The organism is Stenotrophomonas sp. 59, from assembly GCF_030291095.1.
Classification (GTDB): Bacteria; Pseudomonadota; Gammaproteobacteria; order Xanthomonadales; family Xanthomonadaceae; genus Stenotrophomonas; species Stenotrophomonas maltophilia_Q.
This window is the reverse complement of record NZ_CP127408.1, coordinates 1-24,041: the sequence shown is the minus strand read 5'-3', so window position 1 is coordinate 24,041 and position 24,041 is coordinate 1. Positions and strand designations below refer to the sequence as shown.

At 65.1% G+C, this 24,041-nt stretch carries 21 protein-coding genes and 1 pseudogene; 4 read left to right on the top strand and 18 right to left on the bottom strand.

Going from position 1 to position 24,041, the window contains the following annotated elements; all coding sequences use genetic code 11:
- Positions 1–17: 17 nt before the first annotated feature.
- Positions 18–428 (bottom strand): hypothetical protein, encoded by a 411-nt coding sequence (locus tag QP552_RS00110; RefSeq protein WP_106549160.1) that lies wholly within the window; start codon positions 426–428, stop codon positions 18–20.
- Between the two features lie 121 nt (positions 429–549).
- Entirely contained in the window at positions 550–948 is a 399-nt protein-coding gene (locus QP552_RS00105) for a hypothetical protein (RefSeq protein ID WP_004132921.1), read from the bottom strand.
- Between the two features lie 145 nt (positions 949–1,093).
- Between QP552_RS00105 and QP552_RS00100 the strand changes: the two genes are divergently transcribed.
- The gene (locus QP552_RS00100; protein WP_286074618.1) at positions 1,094–1,438 is read left to right on the top strand and encodes a hypothetical protein; all 345 of its coding nucleotides are present in this window, start codon (positions 1,094–1,096) and stop codon (positions 1,436–1,438) included.
- A 42-nt stretch (positions 1,439–1,480) separates the two neighbouring features.
- Here QP552_RS00100 and QP552_RS00095 read toward each other — a convergent pair whose 3' ends face one another.
- Complete coding sequence (locus tag QP552_RS00095) at positions 1,481–3,571, bottom strand: TonB-dependent receptor (RefSeq protein WP_286074617.1); 2,091 nt, start codon at positions 3,569–3,571, stop codon at positions 1,481–1,483.
- 171 nt (positions 3,572–3,742) lie between these two features.
- On the opposite strand from QP552_RS00095, the gene QP552_RS00090 reads away from it, so the two are divergent.
- The 3 genes from QP552_RS00090 (at position 3,743) to QP552_RS00080 (ending at position 7,118) form a co-directional block, all read left to right on the top strand.
- Positions 3,743–4,945 (top strand): amino acid aminotransferase, encoded by a 1,203-nt coding sequence (locus QP552_RS00090; protein ID WP_106549157.1) that lies wholly within the window; start codon positions 3,743–3,745, stop codon positions 4,943–4,945.
- Positions 4,946–5,285: 340 nt separating this feature from the next.
- Entirely contained in the window at positions 5,286–6,302 is a 1,017-nt protein-coding gene (locus QP552_RS00085; protein WP_286074616.1) for a class 1 fructose-bisphosphatase, read from the top strand.
- A gap of 108 nt (positions 6,303–6,410) precedes the next feature.
- Positions 6,411–7,118 (top strand): 2OG-Fe(II) oxygenase, encoded by a 708-nt coding sequence (locus tag QP552_RS00080; protein WP_111113896.1) that lies wholly within the window; start codon positions 6,411–6,413, stop codon positions 7,116–7,118.
- 57 nt (positions 7,119–7,175) lie between these two features.
- On the opposite strand, the gene QP552_RS00075 is transcribed toward QP552_RS00080, so the two are convergent.
- From QP552_RS00075 to dnaA, 15 genes and pseudogenes are all read right to left on the bottom strand, one after another.
- Positions 7,176–8,267: a PA0069 family radical SAM protein gene (locus QP552_RS00075; RefSeq protein WP_286074615.1), complete on the bottom strand. Its 1,092-nt coding sequence runs from the start codon at positions 8,265–8,267 to the stop codon at positions 7,176–7,178.
- A 50-nt stretch (positions 8,268–8,317) separates the two neighbouring features.
- A pseudogene (locus tag QP552_RS00070) lies at positions 8,318–9,055 on the bottom strand (pyridoxine 5'-phosphate synthase); the annotation flags it as partial.
- Between the two features lie 9 nt (positions 9,056–9,064).
- Entirely contained in the window at positions 9,065–9,334 is a 270-nt protein-coding gene (locus QP552_RS00065; protein WP_049429178.1) for a hypothetical protein, read from the bottom strand.
- Positions 9,335–9,374: 40 nt separating this feature from the next.
- Positions 9,375–10,835 carry a cardiolipin synthase gene (cls, locus tag QP552_RS00060; protein WP_286074614.1) on the bottom strand — a complete coding sequence of 487 codons (1,461 nt, stop codon included), beginning with the start codon at positions 10,833–10,835 and terminating at the stop codon, positions 9,375–9,377.
- Between the two features lie 161 nt (positions 10,836–10,996).
- Complete coding sequence (locus tag QP552_RS00055; RefSeq protein ID WP_032129281.1) at positions 10,997–11,410, bottom strand: biopolymer transporter ExbD; 414 nt, start codon at positions 11,408–11,410, stop codon at positions 10,997–10,999.
- Between the two features lie 3 nt (positions 11,411–11,413).
- A complete protein-coding gene (locus QP552_RS00050) occupies positions 11,414–11,839 on the bottom strand; it encodes a biopolymer transporter ExbD (protein ID WP_012509603.1) in 426 nt (141 codons plus the stop codon).
- Between the two features lie 57 nt (positions 11,840–11,896).
- Positions 11,897–12,658 carry a TonB-system energizer ExbB gene (exbB, locus tag QP552_RS00045; protein WP_005411738.1) on the bottom strand — a complete coding sequence of 254 codons (762 nt, stop codon included), beginning with the start codon at positions 12,656–12,658 and terminating at the stop codon, positions 11,897–11,899.
- Between the two features lie 94 nt (positions 12,659–12,752).
- Positions 12,753–13,310, bottom strand: coding sequence for an energy transducer TonB (locus QP552_RS00040; protein WP_170272480.1), 558 nt, complete (start codon positions 13,308–13,310; stop codon positions 12,753–12,755).
- A 254-nt stretch (positions 13,311–13,564) separates the two neighbouring features.
- Positions 13,565–14,752: a tetratricopeptide repeat protein gene (locus tag QP552_RS00035; protein ID WP_111113437.1), complete on the bottom strand. Its 1,188-nt coding sequence runs from the start codon at positions 14,750–14,752 to the stop codon at positions 13,565–13,567.
- A gap of 132 nt (positions 14,753–14,884) precedes the next feature.
- Positions 14,885–15,691: a M48 family metallopeptidase gene (locus tag QP552_RS00030; protein WP_010487422.1), complete on the bottom strand. Its 807-nt coding sequence runs from the start codon at positions 15,689–15,691 to the stop codon at positions 14,885–14,887.
- A 71-nt stretch (positions 15,692–15,762) separates the two neighbouring features.
- The gene (locus tag QP552_RS00025; RefSeq protein WP_106549151.1) at positions 15,763–16,608 is read right to left on the bottom strand and encodes a CPBP family intramembrane glutamic endopeptidase; all 846 of its coding nucleotides are present in this window, start codon (positions 16,606–16,608) and stop codon (positions 15,763–15,765) included.
- Between the two features lie 67 nt (positions 16,609–16,675).
- Entirely contained in the window at positions 16,676–19,135 is a 2,460-nt protein-coding gene (gene gyrB / locus QP552_RS00020; RefSeq protein ID WP_286074613.1) for a DNA topoisomerase (ATP-hydrolyzing) subunit B, read from the bottom strand.
- Positions 19,136–19,247: 112 nt separating this feature from the next.
- Complete coding sequence (recF, locus tag QP552_RS00015; protein WP_286074612.1) at positions 19,248–20,342, bottom strand: DNA replication/repair protein RecF; 1,095 nt, start codon at positions 20,340–20,342, stop codon at positions 19,248–19,250.
- 991 nt (positions 20,343–21,333) lie between these two features.
- Entirely contained in the window at positions 21,334–22,434 is a 1,101-nt protein-coding gene (dnaN, locus tag QP552_RS00010; protein ID WP_005411731.1) for a DNA polymerase III subunit beta, read from the bottom strand.
- A 275-nt stretch (positions 22,435–22,709) separates the two neighbouring features.
- Positions 22,710–24,041, bottom strand: coding sequence for a chromosomal replication initiator protein DnaA (dnaA, locus tag QP552_RS00005; RefSeq protein ID WP_005411730.1), 1,332 nt, complete (start codon positions 24,039–24,041; stop codon positions 22,710–22,712).

The window sequence follows — 24,041 nt, the reverse complement described above, 5'->3', positions numbered from 1 at the left end:
CGGCGCTCGGCTGCTTTTCAGCGGAAACGCGACTTCAGTTCGTTCGCCTTCAGCTCTTCCACCAGCTCGTTCGTGCTGTCGATACGCGCCTGGGTGCAGAACGAAGAATTGCTGCGGATCTGCGCCTCGTGGAAACCGACACCGACGATTTCCTGCATCACCGGGTCCTGATCGAACTTCTTCGCGAGGTAGTCCAGGGCGGCGCCTTCATCGACACTGACCTTGCAGGCGCGTGCCGCGGCCAGCCGTGACCACGCGAACTGCAGGTCCGGATCCCAGCCCATGGCGTCCTCGCCAGTGAAGCCATTGTCGAAATGGTAGGCATAGACCTCGTTGGAAATCCGCTTGGCCTTCATGCCACCGTGGCCGGAGTAGGCCTGGGCCACCATGGGCAGCAGCAGCGCGGCGAGGAACATCATTTTCTTCATGCAGCCATCGTCCTGATTGAAATGCGTGCAGGATTCTAGCCAGCCGGCCACGCGGTGTACCAGCCACTTCGCGCGTACCGTTGCATTGCACGCATGCGCGCTCGCCGGGCATGGCCCGGCGCTACTGCAGCAGCGGCCTCACCGCCGCTGCCGGGATATGGTCCAGCGCGCGCCAGGCATCCTCCACCACCGGCCGTGCCTGCGACCAGCTCAATCGGGAGTGCCCGCGCATCTGTTCCCAGTGCTCCGCCAGTTCCTCGCAGGTATCGGCGGCATCACCGCGTGGCCAATCGGCAGCATGCGTGGTCAACGCGAAGGCATAGACCGGGCAAAGGTCACGCCAGTTGCGGTGGCTCTGCCCGCGGCGTTCCTCATAGTCGCTGAGCATGTACTGCAGGTAATCCTGCGCCACCGCCTGGGGATCTTCGTGGCGACGCGTACGGCGCTGCGCGGTGCGCTGGCCGAGCGGATCGAGCAGGGCGTTGAACACGGACGGTGCGGGTCGTTCAAGACGGGGCATGGCCGGCTCCTGCAGCGGGGGCGGGTGGGCAGGAATACGCGCGGTACCGTTACCGGGGGGTGAGCGAGATGTTCATGACGCCAGGTTCGCGGCGGCTTTACCTGGGGGGCGGTGTAGTGGGAGCCCCGAGCGCAGGTACCAGACCATGAGCCGAGAGACCTCCCGAGACCCGTTGCGCGGGAACCATCCGCCGATTCCGGGCGAACAGCGCGGCAAGCACGATGCCGACAACGCCGACCGTCGCGGCACCGGTGCGCCGTTCTTCGACGCCGAGCATCCAGACGAACATCTGCCGGTGAAACGCCAGGCTGAACAGGCGGCTCAGGACCGCAAGGACGGTGGCGACCGCCATCGCGGCGGCCAGGAAAGTCCGCTCAGGCGTCGCGAGCGCAAGCAGCATGCCAGTGACAACCAGGATGAGGCACTGGAAGAGACCTTCCCGGCCAGCGACCCGACCTCGCCGTTCGTGCCGGCCAAGGCCCCCGATTGACGGTAGCGCCGGGCCATGCCCGGCGAGCGCAGCGGTCCCGCGCTAACGCCACGACCACTGCACACCCACGCTGGCCCGCCGCCCCGGCCCGGGCTCGTAGAAGCGGCCATTGCCATCGTTGACGATCACCGAGCCGATGTAGGCGTGGTCCAGCACATTCTCCAGGCGCGCGAAGGCGCGCAGCTCCCCCCCCGGCAGGGTCCAGTGGCGCCCACCCTCCAGATGCAGCAGGGCGTAGCCCGGCGCGCGCTCGGTGGCCAGATCGTTGACCACGGTATCGCTGCTGGCGGTCGCCTCCAGCGCCCACTGCCAGTCGGCGGGTGTCCACTGCAGGCGTGCGAACGCCTGCTGGCGCGGCACGCCGGGCAGGCGGCTGCCCGCCGCGACCAGGTTGTTCGAGGTCAGGTAGGGCGAGCGCACCTGCGCCTGCAGCCAGGTCCAGGCCAGCTGCAGTTCCAGCTGCTGGGCTAGTGGCTGGCGGTACTGCAGCTCCAGCCCCTGGCGGCGGGTGCGGCCGATGTTGCGGTAGGTGCTGCGTCCGCCGATATTGCTGGCAACGGCCAACTCATCGTCGGTATCTGCGCGGAATAGGCTGATATCGAGCTGGGTTCCGCTCTGCGCGTGCCATTTGCTGCCCACCTCCAGGCTGCGGCTGCGCGCCGCCGCCAGATCCAGTGCCAATCCCGCCTGCCCGTCGGCGCGATAGCCCAGTTCGTTGAAGGTGGGGGTTTCGAAACCGCGGCCGACCGCAGCATGCAGCCGCCACTGCGGGCTTGCCTCGAAGCTGATCCCGGCCACCGGCGTGGTCGCCTGGTAGCGCCGGCGGCCACTGTCATCCGGGTTGCGGCCGATGATGTAGCGGTCGTCGGATTCGAAGCGCACGGTGCTGTGACGCACGCCAGCCAGCAATGACCAGCGTGGACTCCACTGCCACCACGCCTGCGCGAACTGATCGACGTTCTGCACCGTGTCGATCTGGTCTCTGCGCAGGCGCCCACGTACGCCCAGCGTGCTGCCGATGAAGTTCTCGTAGCCGGTCCGATGCTGGCGCTGGCGGTCGGCACTGAGCCCGGCCACCAGGTCCAGCGGTCGCCCGGCAAGATCGCCGTGCCAGCCCCAGCGCGCGTCCAGCCCACCGTAGCCGGCGTCCAGATCGATCACGCCGCCGGCATGCAGGGGGTTGGCCTGGGCGGTCGGCGGGATCGGCAGGTACTGGCGTACCGCGCGCTGGCCGGCATAGCCCATCAACTGCCAGCGCTGCGCTCCCGTTTCTCGGGTCCAGCGCAGGCCGGCCTGCTGCTGGCGCACCGATTTGCGGGTGTTGTACTGGTGCGCCACTGCCGTGGCCTGGCGTGGGTCGGCTGCCACCTGCGCGCGGGTCAGGCCCAGCGGATCCTGCGCATCGGGGGCATCGAGCGCATTGAGCAGCAGCTCCAGCCGGCCACCACCCAGCTCACCGCCGATGCGCGCATTGAGCGATTCGCGGCGCGCACGGCTGTGATCGCGCCAGCCATCGGTGCGGAAGTGGTTGGCGGCGATGTTGTAGTCCAGTCCGCGACCGGCCCCCTTCAGCTGCGCGCCGACGCTGAGCGTGCTGTCGGCGCCGGCGTTCACGCGCAACCGCCACGGGTCGCCGGCCTGGCCCTGCGCACTCCAGACCTGCAGCACGCCGCCGGAGGAGTTGCCGTACAGCGCCGAGAACGGCCCACGCAGCACGTCGATGCGCTCGGCGCCGAGCAGGCTGGCATGTGACAGCTGGCCCTGGCCGTCAGGCATGGTGGCCGGCACGCCGTCGATCAGTACCCGCACCCCGCGCACGCCGAAGGTCGAGCGTGCGCCGAAGCTACGGATCGACAGCTGGGTATCCTGCGCGAAGTTCTGCCGGTCTCGCGCCAGCAGGCCCGGCACCCCGGCCAGCGCCTCGGACAGCTGCACGCCAGCCCCGGGCCGGCTGGCATCGATCCAGACCGTGTCCAGGCTGGCGGGCAAGGCGAACGGGTCGATGCCGGGCACGCGTGCGGCCTGCACCTGCACGGCGGGCAGGGCGGTCGGCGCGGGCTCGGCCAGCGCCGCCCAGGGCGACAGCAGCAGGGCAGCAAGCGGCAGGCAATGGCGTCGTGCAGCAGGATTCATGATTCAGGTTGATGGATCGGGCGGCAACGCACGCCATGGTACGGGGCCGCGGATGACGATGGCGGCGGCCAGCCCCGGCGGGCTTTGTTACGATGGGCTGTTTCCGGCCGAAAAGCCGCGAACCGCGTGGCGCAATTCCTCCCCCTTTCCGTCTACCGAACGAGTACCGCCGTGTCCTTCTTTGCAAACGTGGAACTGGTCCCAGGCGACCCGATCCTGGGCCTGACCGAGGCGTACAACGCCGACAGCCGCCCGACCAAGGTCAACCTGGGTGTGGGCATCTACTACGACGAGAGTGGCCGCATTCCGCTGCTGCGCGCCGTCAAGCAGATCGAGCAGCAGCTCGCCGCTGAAGCCAAACCGCGCGGCTACCTGCCGATCGATGGCCTGCCGGCGTACACGCAGGCCACGCGTGAGCTGGTGTTCGGCAAGGATTCGCCGCTGCTGGCCGCTGGCCGCGTCACCACCGCACAGACCGTCGGTGGCAGCGGTGCGCTGCGCGTCGGCGCCGACGTGCTGAAGAAGCTGCTGCCGCACGCCACCGTCGCGCTGAGCAACCCGAGCTGGGAAAACCACCGCGCGGTGTTCAGCGCGGCCGGCTTCGAGGTGGTGGAGTACACCTACTTCGACCCGACCACCCATGGCGTCAACTTCGACGCCCTGCTGGCCGACCTGGGCAAGCTGGAAGCCGGCACCGTGGTGCTGCTGCACGCCTGCTGCCACAACCCCACCGGCGCCGACCTCACGGTCACCCAGTGGAAGCAGGTCGCGCAGCTGCTGAAGGACAAGCAGCTGTTCCCCTTCATCGACATGGCCTACCAGGGCTTCGACAAGGGCATCGAGCAGGACGGCGCCGCGGTGCGCATCATCGCCGAAGCCGGCATCGACAGCTTCATCGTCGCCAACTCGTACTCCAAGTCGTTCTCGCTGTACGGCGAGCGCGTGGGTGCGCTGTCGATGGTGGCGCCGACCGCCGCGGACGCCAAGGCCGTGCAGTCGCAGGTCAAGCGCGTGATCCGCACCATCTACTCCAGCCCGTCCACCCACGGTGCTGCGCTGGTGGCCGGTGTGCTGACCAACCCGGAACTGCGCGCGATGTGGGAGCAGGAGCTGACCGAGATGCGCGAGCGCATCCACGCCCTGCGCCAGGGACTGGTCGAGAAGCTGGCCGCGGCCGGTGCGCCGCAGTTCGGTTTCATCAACGAACAGGCCGGCATGTTCTCCTACTCCGGCCTGAGCCGTGAGCAGGTCGAGCGCCTGCGCGACGAGTTCGGCATCTACGCCGTCGGCACCGGCCGCATCTGCGTGGCCGCGCTGAATCAGAACAACCTGGAGTACGTCGCCAAGGCCGTGGCCACCGTCGCCAAGGGCTGAAGCAACGCTCCAGTGGTTTGAAGACAAAGGCGCCGAAAGGCGCCTTTGTTTTTTGCTCTTGCTCTTGCCTTTGCGATTCCCACCGCGCTCGCGGCGAACCCTGAAGCGCGTGGGAGGGGGAGGCGATGCAGGACCGTTGGCGCCATGGATGGCGCCATCGAGCTTACAGGGACGTACTTGCAGCGTGTCCTGCATCGCCTCCCCCTCCCACGAGCCTCGACAAAAGGAAGGCGCCACGAGCGCAACGCATCTGGAAACGATTACGCCTCCCCGCGCTCACGCACGCGCTTGCCGGACCGGCGACAATAGGCGTTTTCCCGCTGCCGAGACCTGCCCGACCATGTCCCGTACTTCGTTGACCCGCTTCCTGATCCAGGAACAGCACGCCGGCCGCATCAATGCCGACCTGCGCCAGCTGATCGCGGTCGTCGCCCGCGCCTGCACCAGCATCTCCATCGCCGTCAGCAAGGGCGCCCTCGGTGGCGTGCTCGGCGACGCCGGTACCGGCAACGTGCAGGGTGAAGCGCAGAAGAAGCTGGACGTGATCAGCAACGAGATCCTGCTCGAAGCCAATGCCTGGGGTGGCCACCTCGCGGCCTGCGCCTCGGAGGAAATGGACCACAGCCAGCCGGTGCCGGACATCTACCCGCGCGGTGATTTCCTGCTGCTGTTCGATCCCCTCGATGGCAGCTCCAACATCGACGTCAACGTCTCGGTCGGCACCATCTTCTCGGTGCTGCGCTGCCCGACCAACGTGGAACTGCCGGGCGACGACGCGTTCCTGCAGCCCGGCAGCAGGCAGATCGCCGCAGGCTACTGCATCTATGGGCCCAGCACCCAGCTGGTGCTGACCGTCGGCCACGGTACCCACGCTTTCACCCTGGACCGCGAGAAGGGCGAGTTCGTACTGACCACCGAGAACATGCAGATTCCGGCGGCCACCCAGGAATTCGCCATCAACATGTCCAACCAGCGCCACTGGGAAGCGCCGATGCAGGCCTACGTTGGTGACCTGCTGGCCGGCAAGGAAGGCGCGCGCGGCAAGAACTTCAACATGCGCTGGATCGCCAGCATGGTGGCCGACGTGCATCGCATCCTGACCCGCGGCGGCATCTTCATCTACCCGTGGGACAAGAAGGATCCGACCAAGGCCGGCAAGCTGCGCCTGATGTACGAGGCCAACCCGATGGGCCTGCTGGTCGAACAGGCCGGCGGCGCCGCCTGGACCGGCCGCGAGCGCATCCTCGACATCCAGCCCGACCAGCTGCACCAGCGCGTGCCGGTATTCCTCGGCTCGCGCGAGGAAGTGGCCGAAGCTGTGCGCTACCACCACGCGCACGACGCCGCACAGGGCTGATTGGCGGTTGCCTGACGGCGGTCATGGCAGATCGATGACATGACCGTGGGGTGACACCGAGGGCGGCAAACGGCACCATCAAGCTGTTGCCGCCTAAGGAATGCACGCATGCACGAGCAGGGCCCGGTCGATTTCATCGAAGTCATCCACAACGCGGTCCCCAGCGAGGTCTGCGCGGCGATCGTCGAGCGCATGCGCGCTGCACAGGGCCTGCGACCAGGTGCGGTAGGCAGTGGTGTGTTCCCGGAACTCAAGCACAGCAAGGATCTGCGCATCAGCGGCCTTGATGGCTGGCAGGATGTGGACCATCAGCTGCAGCATGCGGTGTTCAATGGCCTGCTGACTTATCTACGCCGTTATCCACAGGCGTTGATCGCGCCGCTGATGTTGCAGATCCAGGACAGCAACGGCCAACCGCGACGCCTGTCTGCCGAGGACTTCCCCGACATGCCGCCACAGCAACTGGCGGATCTTGCGCGGACCTGCCTGCGCCCCGGCGCCATCAACCTGCAGTGGTATGCGGCGGGCGAGGGTGGTTACCCCTACTGGCACTGCGAGCTGTACCCGAAGGACGCACAGGCCGAGACCCTGCATCGGCACGTGCTGTGGACGCTATACCTCAACGACGAGTTCGAAGAGGGCGAAACCGAGTTCCTGTTCCAGGAGCGGAAGATCGCACCACGCACTGGCAGTTTGTTGATCGCCCCGACTGCGTTTACCCATACCCATCGTGGCAACCGGCCACAGGGCGGCGACAAGTTCATCGCGACCAGCTGGATCCTGTTCCAGAGTGCGCAGAAGTTGTTCGGGGGATGATTTCGAGCCTGCTCGACAGCCTCGAATGCAGCGTCGAGCCATGCTCGACTGATGGACTCAGAACAGACTTCCCTGCGGCGTATCCTTCTTCGGCGGCAACGGCTTCAGGAACCGGCTGCAGTCCAGCTTCGGCCAATGGCTGTTCTGCGCGTTGAAGCCCAACCGCTTGCGCGCCAGCTTGAAGCGGTTGTTCAGCAGATCCGCATACACACCCTGGCCGCGCATGCGCGTACCGAACTGGCTGTCGTAGTCCTTGCCGCCGCGCAGCTGCTGGATGGTACTCATCACATGCGCGGCGCGATCGGGATGATGGGTGTCCAGCCAGTCGCGGAACAGCGGCGCCACTTCAAGCGGCAGGCGCAGCAGCACGTAACCGGCTGTGCTGGCGCCGGCATCATGTGCGGCCTCCAGCACAGCTTCCAGTTCGCTGTCGTTGATCCACGGAATCACCGGCGCCACCATCACTCCCACCGGAATGCCCGCTTCATGCAGGCGCTTCATCGCGCGCAGCCGTGCATGGGGTGCGGACGCGCGTGGTTCCAGTTTCGCGGAGAGATGCGGATCCAGCGAGGTCACCGAGAAGTGCACGCTGACCAGGTTCTCCGCCGCCAGCGGTGCGAGCAGATCGATATCGCGCTCGACCAGCGCGTTCTTGGTGATCAACGAAAACGGATGCTTGGTTTCCAGCATCACTTCGATCAGCTGGCGGGTCAGCTTGAACTTGCGCTCGATCGGCTGGTACGCATCGGTGTTGATGCCCAGCGCGATCGGCTGTGGCACATAGCCCGGCTTCGACAGTTCCTTGCGCAGCAGCTGCGGCGCGTTGGTCTTGGCGAACAGCTTGGTCTCGAAATCCAGGCCCGGCGACAGGTTCAGATAGGCATGCGAGGGGCGCGCGAAGCAGTAGGAGCACCCATGCTCACAACCGCGGTACGGATTCACTGACTGGCTGAAGCCGACGTCCGGCGAAGTGTTGCGGCTGATGATGCTGCGCGCGGTCTCGGCACGAACCTCGGTGCGCAGGCGTGGGGCGAGGAATTCTTCGCTCTCGTCCACGGCCCAGCCGTCGTCCACCGCCTCGCTGACGGTGCTTTCAAAGCGCCCGGCAAGGTGGGACGTGGAACCTCGGCCCTTGATCGCGATACCCATTGCGGCAGGTTACGCCGCAGCCGTCTCAATGGCTGCGACAACTGTTCCGGTAGCGCCAGGTAGCCCCGCACCGTGGCATCCAGCCCGTCATACAGTGCCTCGCCGATCAGCGCGTGGCCGATCGACACCTCCAGCACGTCCGGCACGTGGGCCAGGAAATCGCGCAGGTTGTCCTGCGACAGGTCGTGGCCGGCGTTGACGCCCAGTCCCACCGCCTGTGCGCGGCGCGCGGCGGTGGCGAACAGCGCCAGCATTGCCTCGGCATCGCCGGCGGCGTGCGCTTCAGCGTAGGGGCCGGTGTACAGCTCGACGCGGTCGGCACCCACCTCAGCGGCCTGCTCCAGCAGTGGATTGCCCGCGTCGACGAACAGGCTGACCCGGCAACCCATTGCTTTCAGTTCGGCCACCAGCGGTCGCAGCCGCTCGGCGTCGCGCTCGAAGTCGAAGCCATGGTCGGAGGTGATCTGCCCATCGCCATCCGGCACCAGCGTGGCCTGCGCCGGGCGGGTCTGCGCGCACAGCGGCAGCAGCCCCGGGTAGCCCTCGCGCGGCGGCGCGAACGGGTTGCCTTCGATGTTGAACTCGACACCCCGCGCACGGGTCAGCGTGGACAGCGCCAGCACGTCCTCGGCGGTGATATGGCGGCGGTCCGGCCGCGGGTGCACGGTGATGCCATGCGCACCGGCATCCAGGCAAGCCTGGGCGGCACGCACCACGTCCGGTTCGGCGCCGCCGCGCGAATTGCGCAGGACGGCGATCTTGTTGACGTTGACGCTGAGCTGGGTCATGGAACGGAACTACTTGGAAAGAGGGGACGGATCGTGGTCGTTGGCGTCGTCATTGCGGCGGGCCTGGGCCTGCTCGCGCAGGCGGCGCAGTTCCTCGGCATCGACAAGGGTGGCAGGGTCCCGCTGAAGGTCGCCGAAGCGGGCCACATAGCGGCCGCGCACCCAGGCCAGCAGGAAGGCGAGGGCGGCCAGCAGGCACAGGGTCATCAATGCGGCGCTGGGGGTCTTCAGCGCAAAGGCGAAACAGCCCAGCGCCAGCAGCAGGTACAACCAGTACATAGTCGGGCTCCCCGGATGATCGCCGCAGTGTAGCGCTGCGTCAGAGCAGCGGCGAGGCCAGCCGGGCGAAGGCCTCGGGCAGGCGGTGCAGCCACAGCGAACGGCCGGCCTGGTCGTGCACGCGGGTGGCGCGGTCGAACTCTCCCTGCAGCAGCCCGGCCAGGGCGGCGACGCGGTCACGGTCGCTGATCATCATCGACAGCTCGAAGTTCAGGCGGAAGCTGCGGTGGTCGAAGTTGGCGCTGCCGACGATGCAGACGTCGTCGTCGGCGATGAATGCCTTGGTGTGCAGCATGCGCGGGCCGTACTCGTAGATCTTCACCCCGGCGTGCAGCAGTTCGTCGAAATAGGAGCGCGCGGCCTGGGTGACAAACCAGGAGTCGCTCATCTTCGGTACCAGCAGGCGCACGTCCAGTCCGCCCAACGCCGCCGAAGTCAGCGCCATCCGCGCCGCTTCGCCCGGCACGAAGTAGGGCGTCACCAGCCACACGCGCTCGTGTGCTTCCTGGATGGCCGCCACGTGCAGGCGGTGGATGGTTTCCCAGCCGGAATCCGGTCCGGAGACCAGCACCTGGGCGTTGATCGGGCCATCCGCGCGCAATGGCATGTCGGCCGGCCAGAGGCGGGCGATGTCGAAGCGCGAGTGGTCCTGGCCACTGGCGTAGAGCCAATCCTCGGCGAACACCAGCTGCAGGCTGCGCACCACGTGGCCGCGGATGCGCATGTGCAGGTCGCGGTAGGCGTCCGGCCTGCGGCTCTCGTCTTCATCGTCGGTGATGTTGATGCCACCGGTGAAGGCCAGCCGGCCATCGACGATCACCAGCTTGCGGTGCGTACGCAGGTTCAACCACGGCCGCTTGAACGGCTTCAGCAGCTGCCGCGGATGGAACCAGACCGCCTCGCCACCAGCGTCCAGCAACGGTTGCAGGAAACGGCGGGGCAGGGCGGAGGAGCCAACCGCGTCCAGCAGCAGGCGCACCTGCACGCCGGCACGGGCGCGCTCGACCAGGGCGTCGCGCAGGGTGGTACCGGCATGGTCTGGATTGAAGATGTAGTACTCCAGGTGCACATGATCGCGAGCCTGTGCCACCGCTTCCAGCAGTGCGGCGTAGGTAGCGGCACCGTCCACCAGCCAGGTCACTTCGGTGGCGCTGCTCGGCGCCAGGCCCGTGGTGGCCTGTGCGATCTTGGCCAACTCGGTGCAGTCGGCATCCGGTGGGCAGACATCGCTGTAGTGCTCCATGCCCGAACGTGCGCGTCCGCGGCGCAGCCGCTGCCGCTTCACCTTCTGCGGGCCCAGCAGGTAGTAGATGAACAACCCCAGGTACGGCAGCAGCGCCAACGACAGGATCCAGCTCAGCGTGGCGACCGGCTCACGCTTCTGCAGCATGATCCAGCCCGCCAGCGCGAACAGGTACAGCAGGTAGGCCACCGCCAGGATCGTGCCGAGGTGGGCAATGCCATCGAGCCAGTGACGCAGGGAGTCGAAGAGGGCGAGCATCCACCGATCATAGCGGGCGCGTGCTCCCTGATGGGGTCAGATCCCTTTTCCGCAGGAAAGGGATCTGACCCCATGGCGGCGCGATGAGCGCAAAAAAAAGACGCCCCTGTTTCCAGGGGCGTCTGCAGTCGCGTCATGACTGTTGTGTTGCGGTGTAGCGATTACTGCTGCACAAAACCGATCTTCTTCATCTGAGCATTCTTCGCAGCGGCCAGAACCTTGGCCATCACGTCGTACTCGGAATCAGGGCTGGCGTCGATGCGCAGTTCCGGCTGGTTGGTCGGGTCCTTCTGGACCTCGTTCTCCATCCGCTGCTGCAGCTCGCTTGCATTGATCGGGCTGTTGTTCCACGAGACCTGGTTGCTGGCGTCGATCTTCAACTCGATCGGCGGCGGCGGTTCGACCAGCTGCGGCGGTGGGTTGAGCACGCGCTGCGGCAGGTCCACGGCGATCGGGTACGTCATGATCGGCGCGGTCACGATGAAGATGATCAGCAGAACCAGCATCACGTCCACGAGGGGCGTGACGTTGATGTCTGCCATGGGGCCCTTGCCACCACCACTACTGAATGCCATGGCTTACTGCCCCTTCTCTTTGGTCGCGACGAAGCCCACGTCCAGCATGCCCTGTTCCTGCGCGATCTTGGTCATCTCGTTGATGACACGCATCTTGGTGGTGCGGTCACCACGCAGGTTCAGCGGCGGCTGCGGGGTCTGCTGGGCGGCGGTCGCCAAGCGCGACTCGAGAGTCTGCTTGTTGATTTCTTCGTCGTTCCAGTAGATCGAGCCATCTTCCTTGACTGCCAGGGTGATGGGACCCTTTCGGTCGTTGGTGTCGTCCGGCTTCTGGACCAGGTTGGCCTCCGGCAGATCCACCTTGACCTTGTGGGACATCAGGGGCGCCGTGATGATGAAGATGATCAGCAGCACCAGCATCACGTCCACGAGGGGCGTAACGTTGATGTCGGCCATGGGGCCGCCGCTGTTACCACTACTGAAAGCCATAACGGGCTCCGTCTAGATCGTGTTGACTACGTTCTCGCTGGGTACAGCGCGTCGCAATTAGCGGACGCGCGAACCGGTGGCGAAGAAGTCGTGCAGGTCGTGCGCGAAGGTATCGAACTTGCTGATGGTCGCGCTGTTGATCTTGCTGAAGAAGTTGAAGGCGAACACGGCCGGGATCGCGACGAACAGACCGATCGCGGTCATGATCAGCGCTTCACCCACCGGGCCGGCAACGGCGTCGATCGAAGCGGAGCCGGTGGCACCGATCTTGATCAGCGCGCCGTAGATGCCCCACACGGTACCCAGCAGACCGACGAACGGAGCGGTTGCGCCGACGGTGGCCAGCAGGGTCATGCCCGACTGCAGCTTGTTGCTTTCGCGGGTCACGGCCTGACGCAGGGCGCGGTCGACGAACTCCGAACGGCTCAGGTTCTCACCGACGCCGCCGGTGGCACCGCCTTCAGCACGCTGGTGGTGGGCAGCTGCCTGGGCAGCGTCCAGGGCGATCTTCGAGAACGGCTCCGAAGCCGGCTGCTCTTCCATCGCACGGATGGCGTCCTGCGCGTTCGGGGTATCCCAGAACAGGCTGACGACGCGATCAGCGGCGCTCTTCAGGCGGGTGGCACGGAAGATGTTGATGACGGTCCAGTACCAGGACATGGCCGACATGGCGATCAGGGTCAGCAGCACGACCCAGGAAACCGCGAAATCACCCGGCTTGGTGGTCATTTCGTGGATCAGGTGCTCGAAGCCCATCTGCGACAGGGCGTTGGACGGATTGCCCCCGGCAGCAGCGGCGATGAAAATTTCCTGCAGCATGACGCTTACCTTTGTTGTGTGTGGTGATAAAGGGTGTAGCTAAGCTAAACAATCGAACTGGGAGCGGGGGTGGCCAGGCGGCCACCCGGGCGCATCAGTTCAGCGCAAAGTTGACCGGGACGCGAACGCGACCTGCCGCCTTCTTACCGCCAGATTCAGCGGCGTTGAAGCGCCACTTGCGAGCCGCTTCCATCGCGGCACGGTCCAGGTCGCGGTTACGGCTGGACTTTTCCACCGTGACATTGGTGACGTTGCCGCTGGCATCGACATCAATGATCAGGATCACTTCGCCCTGGATACCAGCGCGGAAGGCTGCCGGCGGGTAGCGCGGCGGATTCATGGCCTTCGACGAGATGTCCACGCTGGCCTCGATCGAGGTCGCAGGTGCCGGCGGCGCGGGGGGCGACGGCGGGGTGACGATATCGCTCGGGCGCGGCTCCGGCACGTCCACGACCGGCGCCTGCGGCGGCGGCGGGACCGGCGACGGCTTCGGCGGCGACAGATTCTTCACCGGCGGCGGCGGAGTATCGGTCGGCGGCGGCGGCGGCGGCGGCGGGGGCGGCGGCGGCGGCGCATCGACGATGGTCACCATGACGTTGCGCTCCTTCTCAGCCACGGCCTTGGGAGCCACGGCGGGAATGAGGAGCATCATGAAGGCGGCCAGATGCAGGGCAATTACAAACGCGATGCCGACGATGCGAGGCCAGCTCAGCCCCTTGTCATCGGGTTGTTCGTACCGGTGAACGACTAGTTGTTCCGTCATGCGCCAAGAGCTCAATAGTGGGGCCGGGATGCCGGGGGCGGAATCCCTGATCAGCGGTGCATGACACCGCAGGAACCTCCAAGCTTATACCAATCCTGAGCGCCTGCGCATCAACTGAGCAGGCATTCAGGCGTTATTCCTACTTACTTCAGGTTGATGATTTTCTTGGCATCAGCCTGGTTCTTCACACCCTTCGCCAGCGCCTGCTGGGCGGCCTGCTTGGCCTCCGGGATGCGACCTTCGGCATGCAGGACGCGTGCCAGGTTCAGGTAGGTCTCACCGTCCTTGGACAGCGGGGCAGCCTTCTGCCACGCATCGATCGCCTGCGGCACCTGGTCGGAGTAGTAGTAGGACTGGGCCAGCGCCAGGTAAACCTGGTAGTCCGGCTTCAGGATGCCCTTCTGCAACCCTTCGTTGATGACCGCGATGACGTCCTTTTCCTTTTTGTCGGTGTTGGCATAGATGGAGTACAGCTGCTTGTACTCGCGCTCTTCGGTGAGCTGGCCGCTGCTGCGCAGCTTGTCCATCACCGCGGCCGCCTTGTCCATCTGGTCGGCCTGCATGTACATGCTGGCCAGGTTCAGCTGGGCCTTCTTGTCGTTCGGGTTCTTGGCGGCCAGCGCCTCGGCTTCCTTGACCGCTTCACCGGACTGGCCGGCTTCGGACAGGGCCGCCATCAGCAGCTGGTTCCAGTTGTCCTTCGGTTCGGCCGAACCGGCGATGGCCTGCCTCAGCACCGGGATCGCTTCCTGGTAGCGCTCCAGCTGGTACAGCGCCTGGCCCTTGGCGATCAGTTCTTCCGGCTTGGTCGACTTGCTCTCGGCGAAGTACTTGTCGAGGGTTGCCAGGCCTTCGGCGGTCTTGTCTTCCTGCAGCTCCAGCTGGCCCAGCATCAGCATCGACTGGAAGTGGCCGTTGTTGTCCAGGCCGTTGAACTGCAGGACCTGCTTCAGATAGGCGATCGCCGCCGGGGCGTCGTCGGTCTGGTAGGCCGCCTGCGAGGCCAGCTGCGCGGCCAGCGACTTGTCGTACTCGTTCGCGGCGCTGTCAGCCAGGATCGCGTCTGCCTGCTCGCGGGTCTCCGGGAACTTTTCCTTGTTGTAGCTGTCGATCATTTTCTGCAGCTTGCTGCCCATCTTGGCCGAGGCCTTGACCGTCGGCTCCTGGCGGGTCGCGTTCGGGTACAGCGCCTCGGCCTTGGCCTGCTTGCCACCGCGGTTGCCGCGCTCGGAGGAACGCGAGGACTGCGCGAAGGCATCGGTGACCACGGCGCCGGTCAGGGCGGTCGCGACGAGGACGGAAAGCACAGCTTTGTGGTTACGGAAAATCATCGTTCACCTCGATCGAACCGCCGGTTAGCGGCAAAGTCGGACTGTCAGAAAAATCTGAGCCGCCAAACGTATCAGAAACAGATGGCGTGAGAAATCGTTTTATGTGCTGCAATACAGCATAGAACTGCGCACTCATCCGCACTTTGGCCGTAGCCCGGCCGCCTGCGCCTGCTGATAGACCGGCGTCAGGGCCGGGGCATCGCGTCGCAGTTCCTGGATCCGGTTGGCCGGATCAGGGTGGGTGGACAGCCATTGCGGGCTGCGGCCGCCGCTGGCGGCCATCATGTTCTGCCACAGGTCGACTGCCTGCGCCGGATTGAAACCGGCCTGGGCCATCAGCCGCTGGCCGATCACGTCAGCCTCGCTTTCCTGGGTGCGCGAGCCGGGCAGCAGGAAGGCGGTCTGCGCGCCCATGCCGCCGAGCTGGTTGACGGTGCTGGCAGCGCCTTCGCCATAGGCCGCACCGGCCAGCGCACCGAGCACGGCCAAGCCGGTCTGCGCCCCCATCTGTCGGGTGATGCGTTCTTCGTGGTGACGGGCGATGACATGGCCGATTTCATGGCCGATCACGGCAGCCAGCTGGTCCTGGTTCTTGGCCACGGTGAAGATGCCGGTGTTCACGCCGACCTTGCCGCCGGGCAGGGCGAATGCGTTGGGCTCCTTGTCGACGAACACCGCCGTCTCCCACCGTACGCCACGGTATTGAGGCGGCAACTGCGCGACCAGGGCATTGACCACGCACTGCACGTAACCGTTCTGGCGGCCGTCGGTGCTGATCTTTTCCTTCTGCTTTGTTTCGGCGAACGCCTGTGCGCCGAGCTGGTCCAGCTGTGCCTGCGAAACGCCGCCCACCATCTGCCGGCGGCCGGTAGGGGAGGTGGTGGTCGCGCAGGCGCTGACCAGGGTGGTGATGACAAGGGCCAGCAGCAGTTGTTTCATGGAAGCTCCCCCGTGTTCATATGGGCAGTGTGTAGCGTAGCGGCTTAATCTTTCGTCAAGCGGACGCGGCGTTACGTTGACCCCAGGAACACCATCGCGGCAAGGGCAACCGCATTGTTCAACGCATGCGCGGTGATCGCCGCCCACAACGTGCCGGTACGCTGGTAGAGCCAGCAGAACGCAGCCCCCATGCCACCATAGACCAGCCACAGTTGTGCGATTTCGGCCGGGCCATTGGCGCTGGTGCCAGGGATCTCATGGATCAGGGCGAATGCGAGGCTGCTCAATACCACGCCCAACCACGGGCGCCCGGCCTTCCACAGGCGGCCAAACAGCACGCGGCGGAACAGCAGTTCCTCGTAGGCCGGCGCCAGTGCCACCGCGAACAGCACCAGGAACAACGGGAAACGTGCGATCGCGCTCTGCATCAGCGCCAGATTGGTGGGGACCGGCTCGATGCCGAACTGCTTGGCCAGGAAGGCGATGCCGTTGCTGCCGAGCACGATCAGGGTCGCCACCAGCAGGGTCCAGCCCCAGGTGGAAGGGCGGCGCAGCGCCTGGCGCGACGCCTGACGCTCGGCGGCGTTGGCTGGTCGTCGCCAGAAGTACAGCAGCAACGCAGCACCACCGGTGGCAAACAGCGCCATGAGAATCTGTGCAAGCGCGCCGGGCTGGCCCAGTGTCGCCGCGACCGAACCGGCGTCGGGCGTTCCACCGCTGGCCTGCGCATTGGCGTAGCCAACCACCACGCCACGGTAAAGGCCCCACAGCAGGCCGCTGATCAGGCTCAGGCCGAACAGGGTGACAGCGGCGATGCCCAGGTCGATGAAAAACCCCGCCAGCGGTGAAACGACACGCGGCGCGGCCGAGGCCGGCGGAATCGGGGGCGGGGCGGAAACCGGGGCGGATGCGGACATCAGGTACCTGCGTTCAAGGATCGAAGGCCGGCGCGCCTCCCCGCGCACCGGCCATCACCGGATTGTGTCAGATATCCAGGTTGGCGACCTTCAGCGCGTTGTCCTCGATGAAATCGCGACGCGGTTCGACGACATCGCCCATCAGGGTGCTGAAGATCTGGTCGGCTGCGACAGCGTCTTCGATGCGCACCTGCAGCAGTCGGCGGGTTTCCGGATTCACGGTGGTGTCCCACAGCTGCTCCGGATTCATTTCGCCCAGACCCTTGAATCGCTGGATCTGGCGGCCGCGCTTGGCCTCTTCGAGCAGCCAGTTCTGCGCCTTGGCGAAGCTGTCCACTTCGATCGACTTGGCGCCGCGGGAGATGGTCGCACCTTCGCGGACCAGGCCATGCAGCAGCTTGGATGCCTGGTGGATCGCGCGCAGTTCACCACTCTCGAACGCCGACATCGGCAACTGCTGGATGTGCTGTTCGCCCATGTGGCGACGGGTCACCAGCACAGCGGCGGGGCGCTCATCGTTGGCTTCCTGCAGCTCCAGGCTGAAGCGCGGGCTGCCCAGGCTGCCCTGGTTGAGGCGCTTGGCCAGTGCATCCAGGCCTTCGCCTTCGCCGGCACTGCGCAGGCTCTCCAGGTCCATCGGCACGAAATCGACCAGCGCTTCGAGCAGGTTGCGGTCGTAGCGGTGCGCGTTGCGCTCGATGGAATCGAGGGCAGCGGCGTAGGCCAGCAGCAGCTTCTCCAGCGCCAGGCCTTCGATGCCCGGTTCGCCGGTGGCCGGCACCAGCGCAGCGTTTTCCACTGCGCTGCTGGCCAGGTAGCTGTCCAGCGCCGGGTCGTCCTTCAGGTACAGCTCCTGCTTGCCCTGCTTGATCTTGTACAGCGGCGGCAGGCCGATGTAGACGTAACCGCGCTCGATCAGCTCCGGCATCTGACGGTAGAAGAACGTCAGCAGCAGGGTGCGGATGTGGGCGCCGTCGACGTCGGCGTCGGTCATGATGATGATCTTGTGGTAACGCAGCTTGTCCGGGTTGTACTCGTCACGGCCGATGCCGGTGCCCAGCGCGGTGATCAGCGTACCGACCTGGTCGGAGGACAGCATGCGGTCGAAGCGCGCGCGTTCCACGTTGAGGATCTTGCCGCGCAGCGGCAGCACCGCCTGGTTCTTGCGGTTGCGGCCCTGCTTGGCCGAGCCACCTGCCGAGTCACCCTCGACGATGAACAGTTCGGACAGCGCCGGATCCTTTTCCTGGCAGTCGGCCAGCTTGCCCGGCAGGCCGGCGATATCCAGCGCACCCTTGCGGCGGGTCAGGTCGCGGGCCTTGCGCGCGGCTTCACGTGCACGCGCGGCATCGACGATCTTGCCGGCGATCGCCTTGGCTTCGTTCGGGTTTTCCTGCAGGAACTCTTCCAGGCGCGCACCGAAGGCGTTTTCCACCGCCGGGCGCACGTCGGAGCTGACCAGCTTTTCCTTGGTCTGGCTGGAGAAGCTCGGGTCCGGCACCTTCACCGACAGCACCGCGATCATGCCTTCGCGCATGTCGTCGCCGGTCAGGTTGATCTTGGCCTGCTTGGCGATGCCGTTCTGCTCGATGTAGTTGTTGAGCACACGGGTCAGCGCACCACGGAAACCGGCCAGGTGGGTACCGCCGTCCTTCTGCGGAATGTTGTTGGTGAAGCAGTACATCGTCTCCTGGTAGGAGTCGGTCCACTGCAGCGCCACATCCACGACGATGCCGTTGTGCTCGCCGGTAACCGAGATGACATTCGGGTGCAGCGGGGTCTTCAGCTGGGCCAGATGCTCCACGAAGCTGCGGATGCCGCCTTCGTAGTGGAAGTCATCGCGACGGCCATCGCCACGCTCGTCGGCAAGGACGATCTTGACGCCGGAGTTCAGGAACGACAGCTCGCGCAGGCGGCGGGCAAGGATGTCGTAGTGGAACTCCACGTTGTCGTGGAAGGCGACGGTGGACGGCCAGAAGCGCACGGTGGTGCCGCGCTTGGTGGTGGTTTCCAGCTTGGCCAGCGCGGTCACTGCGGCGCCGTTGCTGAATTCCTGCTGGTAGTGGAAGCCGTTCTGGAACACGTCCACCAGCAGCTTCTGCGACAGCGCGTTGACCACGCTGACGCCGACGCCGTGCAGGCCGCCCGAAACCTTGTAGCTGTTGTCGTCGAACTTGCCGCCTGCGTGCAGGACGGTCATCACTACTTCGGCCGCAGACACTTCGCGACCGAGCTTGGCACTCATCTGCTCGTGCTTGCCGGTCGGGATACCACGGCCGTTGTCGGACACCGAGACCGAACCGTCAGCGTGGATCGTCACCGCGACGTGGTCGGCGTGGCCGGCCAGCGCTTCGTCGATCGAGTTGTCGACAACCTCGAACACCATGTGGTGCAGACCGGTGCCGTCATGCACGTCACCGATGTACATGCCGGGACGCTTGCGGACAGCCTCCAGGCCTTCCAGGGCGGTAATGCTGTTGGCGTCGTAATTGCCGTTGTTTGCCGGGGTGTTCTGTTCGTCGCTCATTGCGCTTGCCGTAGGCTCCGCAGGTCGGCCACCGCTTGGGGCGATGCGCCGAGAATGAAAGGATTCCAACCCGAATTATACCAGCCGGGGTCGAGCGGCCCTGGTGTGCCCACTATGGCACAGCCACGATCTGTGCATGTTCCACGTGGAACCGGGCGATGTGGGTCAGTTCCTGCAGCGCCGCTGGGGTTTCGGTGGCGGTGATGAAGATCTGTGCTGGGCCATTGAGCAGGCGCTCCAGTACCCGCGCCTGGTGGGTGCGATCCAGCTCCGAAGCCAGATCATCCAGCGCGATCACAGGCCATTCGCCACGCTGTTCGGCATAGTCTTCGGCCTGCGCGAGCAGGCAGGCCAATGCCGTCAGCTTGGCCTGACCGCGTGACAGGGCATCGCGACCCGGAATACTGTGGAAATCCACACTCCAGTCCGCCCGGTGCGGTCCAACCGAGGTATATCCAGCCTGGCGGTCGCGCTCCCGGGCCAGAAGCAGGGCATCGGCCAGCGGAAGTTCATGCCGCCGCCATCCAGGACTCAGTTCCAGTCCCTGGATGCCGAGTTGCGGTGCCAGGCTGGCGGCCAAGGCCACAGTGCGCTGCTGCAGACGCTCCAGGTAGTGCTGGCGGCGGCTTGTCAGTGGTTCTCCGGCCTCGGCCAGCTCGTGATCCCAGGTATCGAGCATCCGCGACGGCCCGCCCTGCTTGAGCAGGGCATTGCGCTGCTTCAGCGCCCGGGAGTAGCGGCGCCACAGGGACAGAAAGTCCGGTTCCACGTGGAACAAGCCCCAATCGAGGAAGCGGCGGCGGGGTTCGCCACCACCACTGACCAACGCGTGGCTACCGGGCTCGAACGTCACCACCGCCAGCGCTGCGCAGAGATTGCCCAGCTGCGCGACATCTGCGCCGTCCAATCGCCCCTTCCAGTCCTGGCCGCTGTGGCGCAGCCCGGCCTTCCGGCGATGGGGCGGGTGATCGGCACGCTGTTCGTCCCATTCCACGAAGATTTCCAACGCTTCCTGGCCCTGGCGCACCAATCCATCGCGGACCCGGCCACGGAAGCTGCGTCCATAGGCCATCAGATGCAGGCCTTCGAGCACGCTGGTCTTGCCGGCACCGTTGTCGCCGGTCAGCAGGTTCAATCCCGGCTGGGGCGACAGGTCCACCGCACTGAAGCGACGCAGTTGGTGCAGGGCGAGGCGGCGGATAAGCATGGGGCGCGAAAGACCATCCGCACGAGGCGGTAGTGGGGCAGGGAATCCATCAGCTTACTGCATCGGTCAAGCAGGACGCGCCGCGCCAGCCGCCAAGCAGAGCAGAGGCCTCTGCGCGCTTGGCGATCGCACGTTCCACGTGGCACCACGCCGCCCGCTTGGCCCCTTACAGGCCTGGACGTGGCCGAAATCCCTTCAATTCTGCCGAGGGCAGCAGGGCATCGACCCTCAGATTTCAACGATTTCAGCGCCTTCACACAGGTGTGAGTGCGCGCTTCGGCAGGGGGTGCGGTCGGATGACCCCGCGGATTCCTTCAAATCTGCGATCCAGTGTCCTGGAGGGTTCCACAGATTTCAAAGAATTCAGCGCCTTCGTTTCACGCTGTCCACAGCGGGCCTGTATGACTTATACACAAGGTATGGGCAATCTGTGGATAAAAAAGTCCTTTTGCCTGCCGCTGAAAACTATCCACAGGTTCCCCCCCAGCCTCAGGGGCCTCTATACAGGGGGTTTCAGCCTTATAAATTTCTTTTAAATCATACAGATAGCTTGTTTCTCCACGAAATCTGGCCCTACCATCACCACCATGCTTTAGATTTATACCCAGATTTAGAAGCTAGGCTTGGCCCAAACTGCCTCGAATCGGTCCTGTGGACAGAGGCGTTTGCAGAACCAGCGAGGATCGCGGCACCAGCGGCGGGGCGCTTCGTCAATCCAGTCAGATCTGGCCGAATGCACCGCGTTGAGAATCCAGGTGCGGGCGCTTCCGATCGAAGGGGATGCGCCAGCGGGCATTGGCTGCAATCGCAGGTCCCAACGCTCGCCATGAATGGTGCTGAAGGCAGAGCGAAAGAGGGGACCAACAAGAAGGATGATGCCCCTCCAAACGGAGGCTGCTCGGCAACTCGATTCAATGCTCCACGTGGAACAAAAAAAAACGCCCGGGAAGATCCCGGGCGTCGTTCGGTTCCACGTGGAACAGCGCTGCTGTCAGAGACGCAGCGGCATGACTACGTGACGCGACTTCTCGCTGCTGGATTCGCGCACCAGCGCGGAGGAGTTGGAGTCGCGCAGCTGGATGATGACTTCTTCGTCGCGCAGTGCGGACAGCGCATCCAGCAGGTAGTTCACATTGAAGCCAATGGCCAGATCGCTGACCGTGGTGTCGGCCTCGATCTCTTCCTGGGCTTCTTCCTGCTCAGGGTTGTGAGCACTGATCTTCAGGTTGCCCGGCGAGACTTCCACGCGGATGCCGCGGTACTTCTCGTTGGACAGAATCGCGGCACGCTGCAGCGAGGCGCGCAGTGCTTCACGATCAACCTTCACTTCGCGGTCGGCACCGATCGGAATCACCGCTTCGTAATCCGGGAAACGACCGTCGATCAGCTTCGAGGTGAAGGTGACATCGTCGCGCTTAACGCGGACGTGGCTGCGGCCGACTTCCAGCTCGATCTCGCGATCGCCGCTTTCCAGCAGGCGCTGCAGTTCGGTCACGCCCTTGCGCGGCACGATGATCTGGCGCTTGGAACCACTGGGCTTGGCCAGGTCGGTTTCACACAGCGCCAGGCGATGGCCGTCGGTGGCGACCGTGCGCAGGGCATCGCCGCGCAGATCGAACAGCAGGCCGTTGAGGTAGTAGCGCACGTCCTGCTGGGCCATCGCGAACGCGGTGCGTTCGATCAGTTCCTTCAGGGTCGCTTCGCCAATGGCCACGCGCTCGGTGGCTTCCACTTCGTCCACCGACGGGAAGTCGTTGGAGGGCAGGGTTGCCAGCGTGAAGCGGCTGCGCCCGGCCTGCACGGTGATCTTGTCACCGGTCTGCGAGACGGTGATCCGGCTGCCATCAGGCAGGGCGCGGATGATCTCGAACAGCTTGCGGGCGGGAATGGTGGTTTCGCCGTCCTGGGCGTCTTCAACCGCGATCCGCGACACCATCTCCACTTCCAGGTCGGTACCGGTCAGCGACAGCTGGCCGTTCTGCACCTGGACCAGGAAATTGGCCAGAACCGGAAGGGTCTGGCGGCGTTCGACCACGTTGACGACCTGTGCCAACGGCTTGAGAAAGGCTTCGCGCTGCAGTGTGAAACGCATGTGGTTCCGTGCCCCTATGCTTTAAAAAATGTGGAATAAATCAAAAGCTTGGTGGTGCTGGTAGAGACAGAATCGCTGGAAAACAACGCTAAGTCTTTGTAAATAAAAGAATTTCTAACCTCGAAACCCTCTGTATTACCGACCCCCAGGGGGTGGGGAAAGCTGTGGATAAATTCAGCGCGATTTCAAACGCCATTTTTATCCACAACGTGTCCCGCGCTTGCTACCGGATTCTGCACCGTTTTGTGCGATGACGCCTCATCGGCATCCGTGCATCATTCGCTCAGCTTCCGGATCAGCTTGTCCCAGTCCTCGCGGAGCTTGCCGTCGGTTTCCATCAGGGTGCGGATCTGGCGGCAGGCGTGCAGCACCGTGGTGTGATCGCGACCGGCAAAGGCATCGCCGATCTCGGGCAGGCTGTGCTCGGTCAGTTCCTTGGTCAGGGCCATGGCGACCTGGCGGGGGCGGGCCAGCGAGCGGGTCCGACGCTTCGACAGCAGATCCTTGATCTGCAGGCCGTAGTAGTCGGCAACGGTTTTCTGGATGTTGGGAATGCTGATCGCCTGCTGCTGGGCGCGCAGCAGGTCGCGCAGGGTTTCCTGGGCGAATTCGGTGGTGATCGCGCGGCCGGTGAAATTGGCGCGGGCGGTCAGGGTATTGAGCGCGCCCTCGAGGTCGCGCACGTTGGAGCGCATCTTCTTGGCGATCAGGAACGCAACATCATCGGGAATCTCGGCACCGCGTTCGCGTGCCTTGGCCAGCACGATCGCGGCGCGGGTCTCGAAGTCCGGCGGTTCGATCGCGACCGACAGGCCCCAGGCAAGCCGCGACTTCAGGCGCGCTTCCAGGCCCTCGACTTCGCGCGGATAGCGGTCACAGGTCAGGATGATCTGCTGCTTGCCATCGAACAGCGCGTTGAAGGTGTGGAAGAACTCTTCCTGGGTGCGGTCCTTGCCGGCGAAGAACTGGATGTCATCGATCAGCAGCGCGTCCACCTGCTGGAACTGGCGCTTGAACTGATCCATGGTCTTTTCCTGCAGGGCCCGGATCATCGCGCTGAAGAACTGTTCCGAACGCAGGTACAGCACCTTTGCGCCTGGATTGGCCTGGCGCATGGCGTTGCCGGCGGCGAACATCAGGTGGGTCTTGCCCAGGCCGGTGCCTCCGTACAGCAGCAGCGGATTGTGCGCGCGGTCGCCCGGCTTCTGCGCTGCCTGGAAGGCGGCGGCCAGACCCAGCTGATTGCTGCGGCCTTCAACGAAGTTGGCGAACGTGTAGTGATTGTCCAGGTTGCCGGCAAACGGCACCTGCGGTTCGCTGGAAACATGCGCCGATGGCGTGGAAACCGGCGCGTTCTGCGCCTCCACAGGGCGCGGGCGCGAGCCGATTTCAAGAAAAACGTCGCTGAAGCCGGCGAAATGCGCCAGCAGTTCGCGGATCCGGGCCAGATACAGCTCGCGGACCTGGTCGACGATGAAGGCATTCGGTGCATACAGCACCAGGCTGTCCACGCGCAGATCGGCCTGCAGCGGCTTCAACCAGGTATGAACGTCTTCCGGCGGGAACTCCGCTTCGAGGCGCTCGAGACTACGGGACCAAGCATCCAT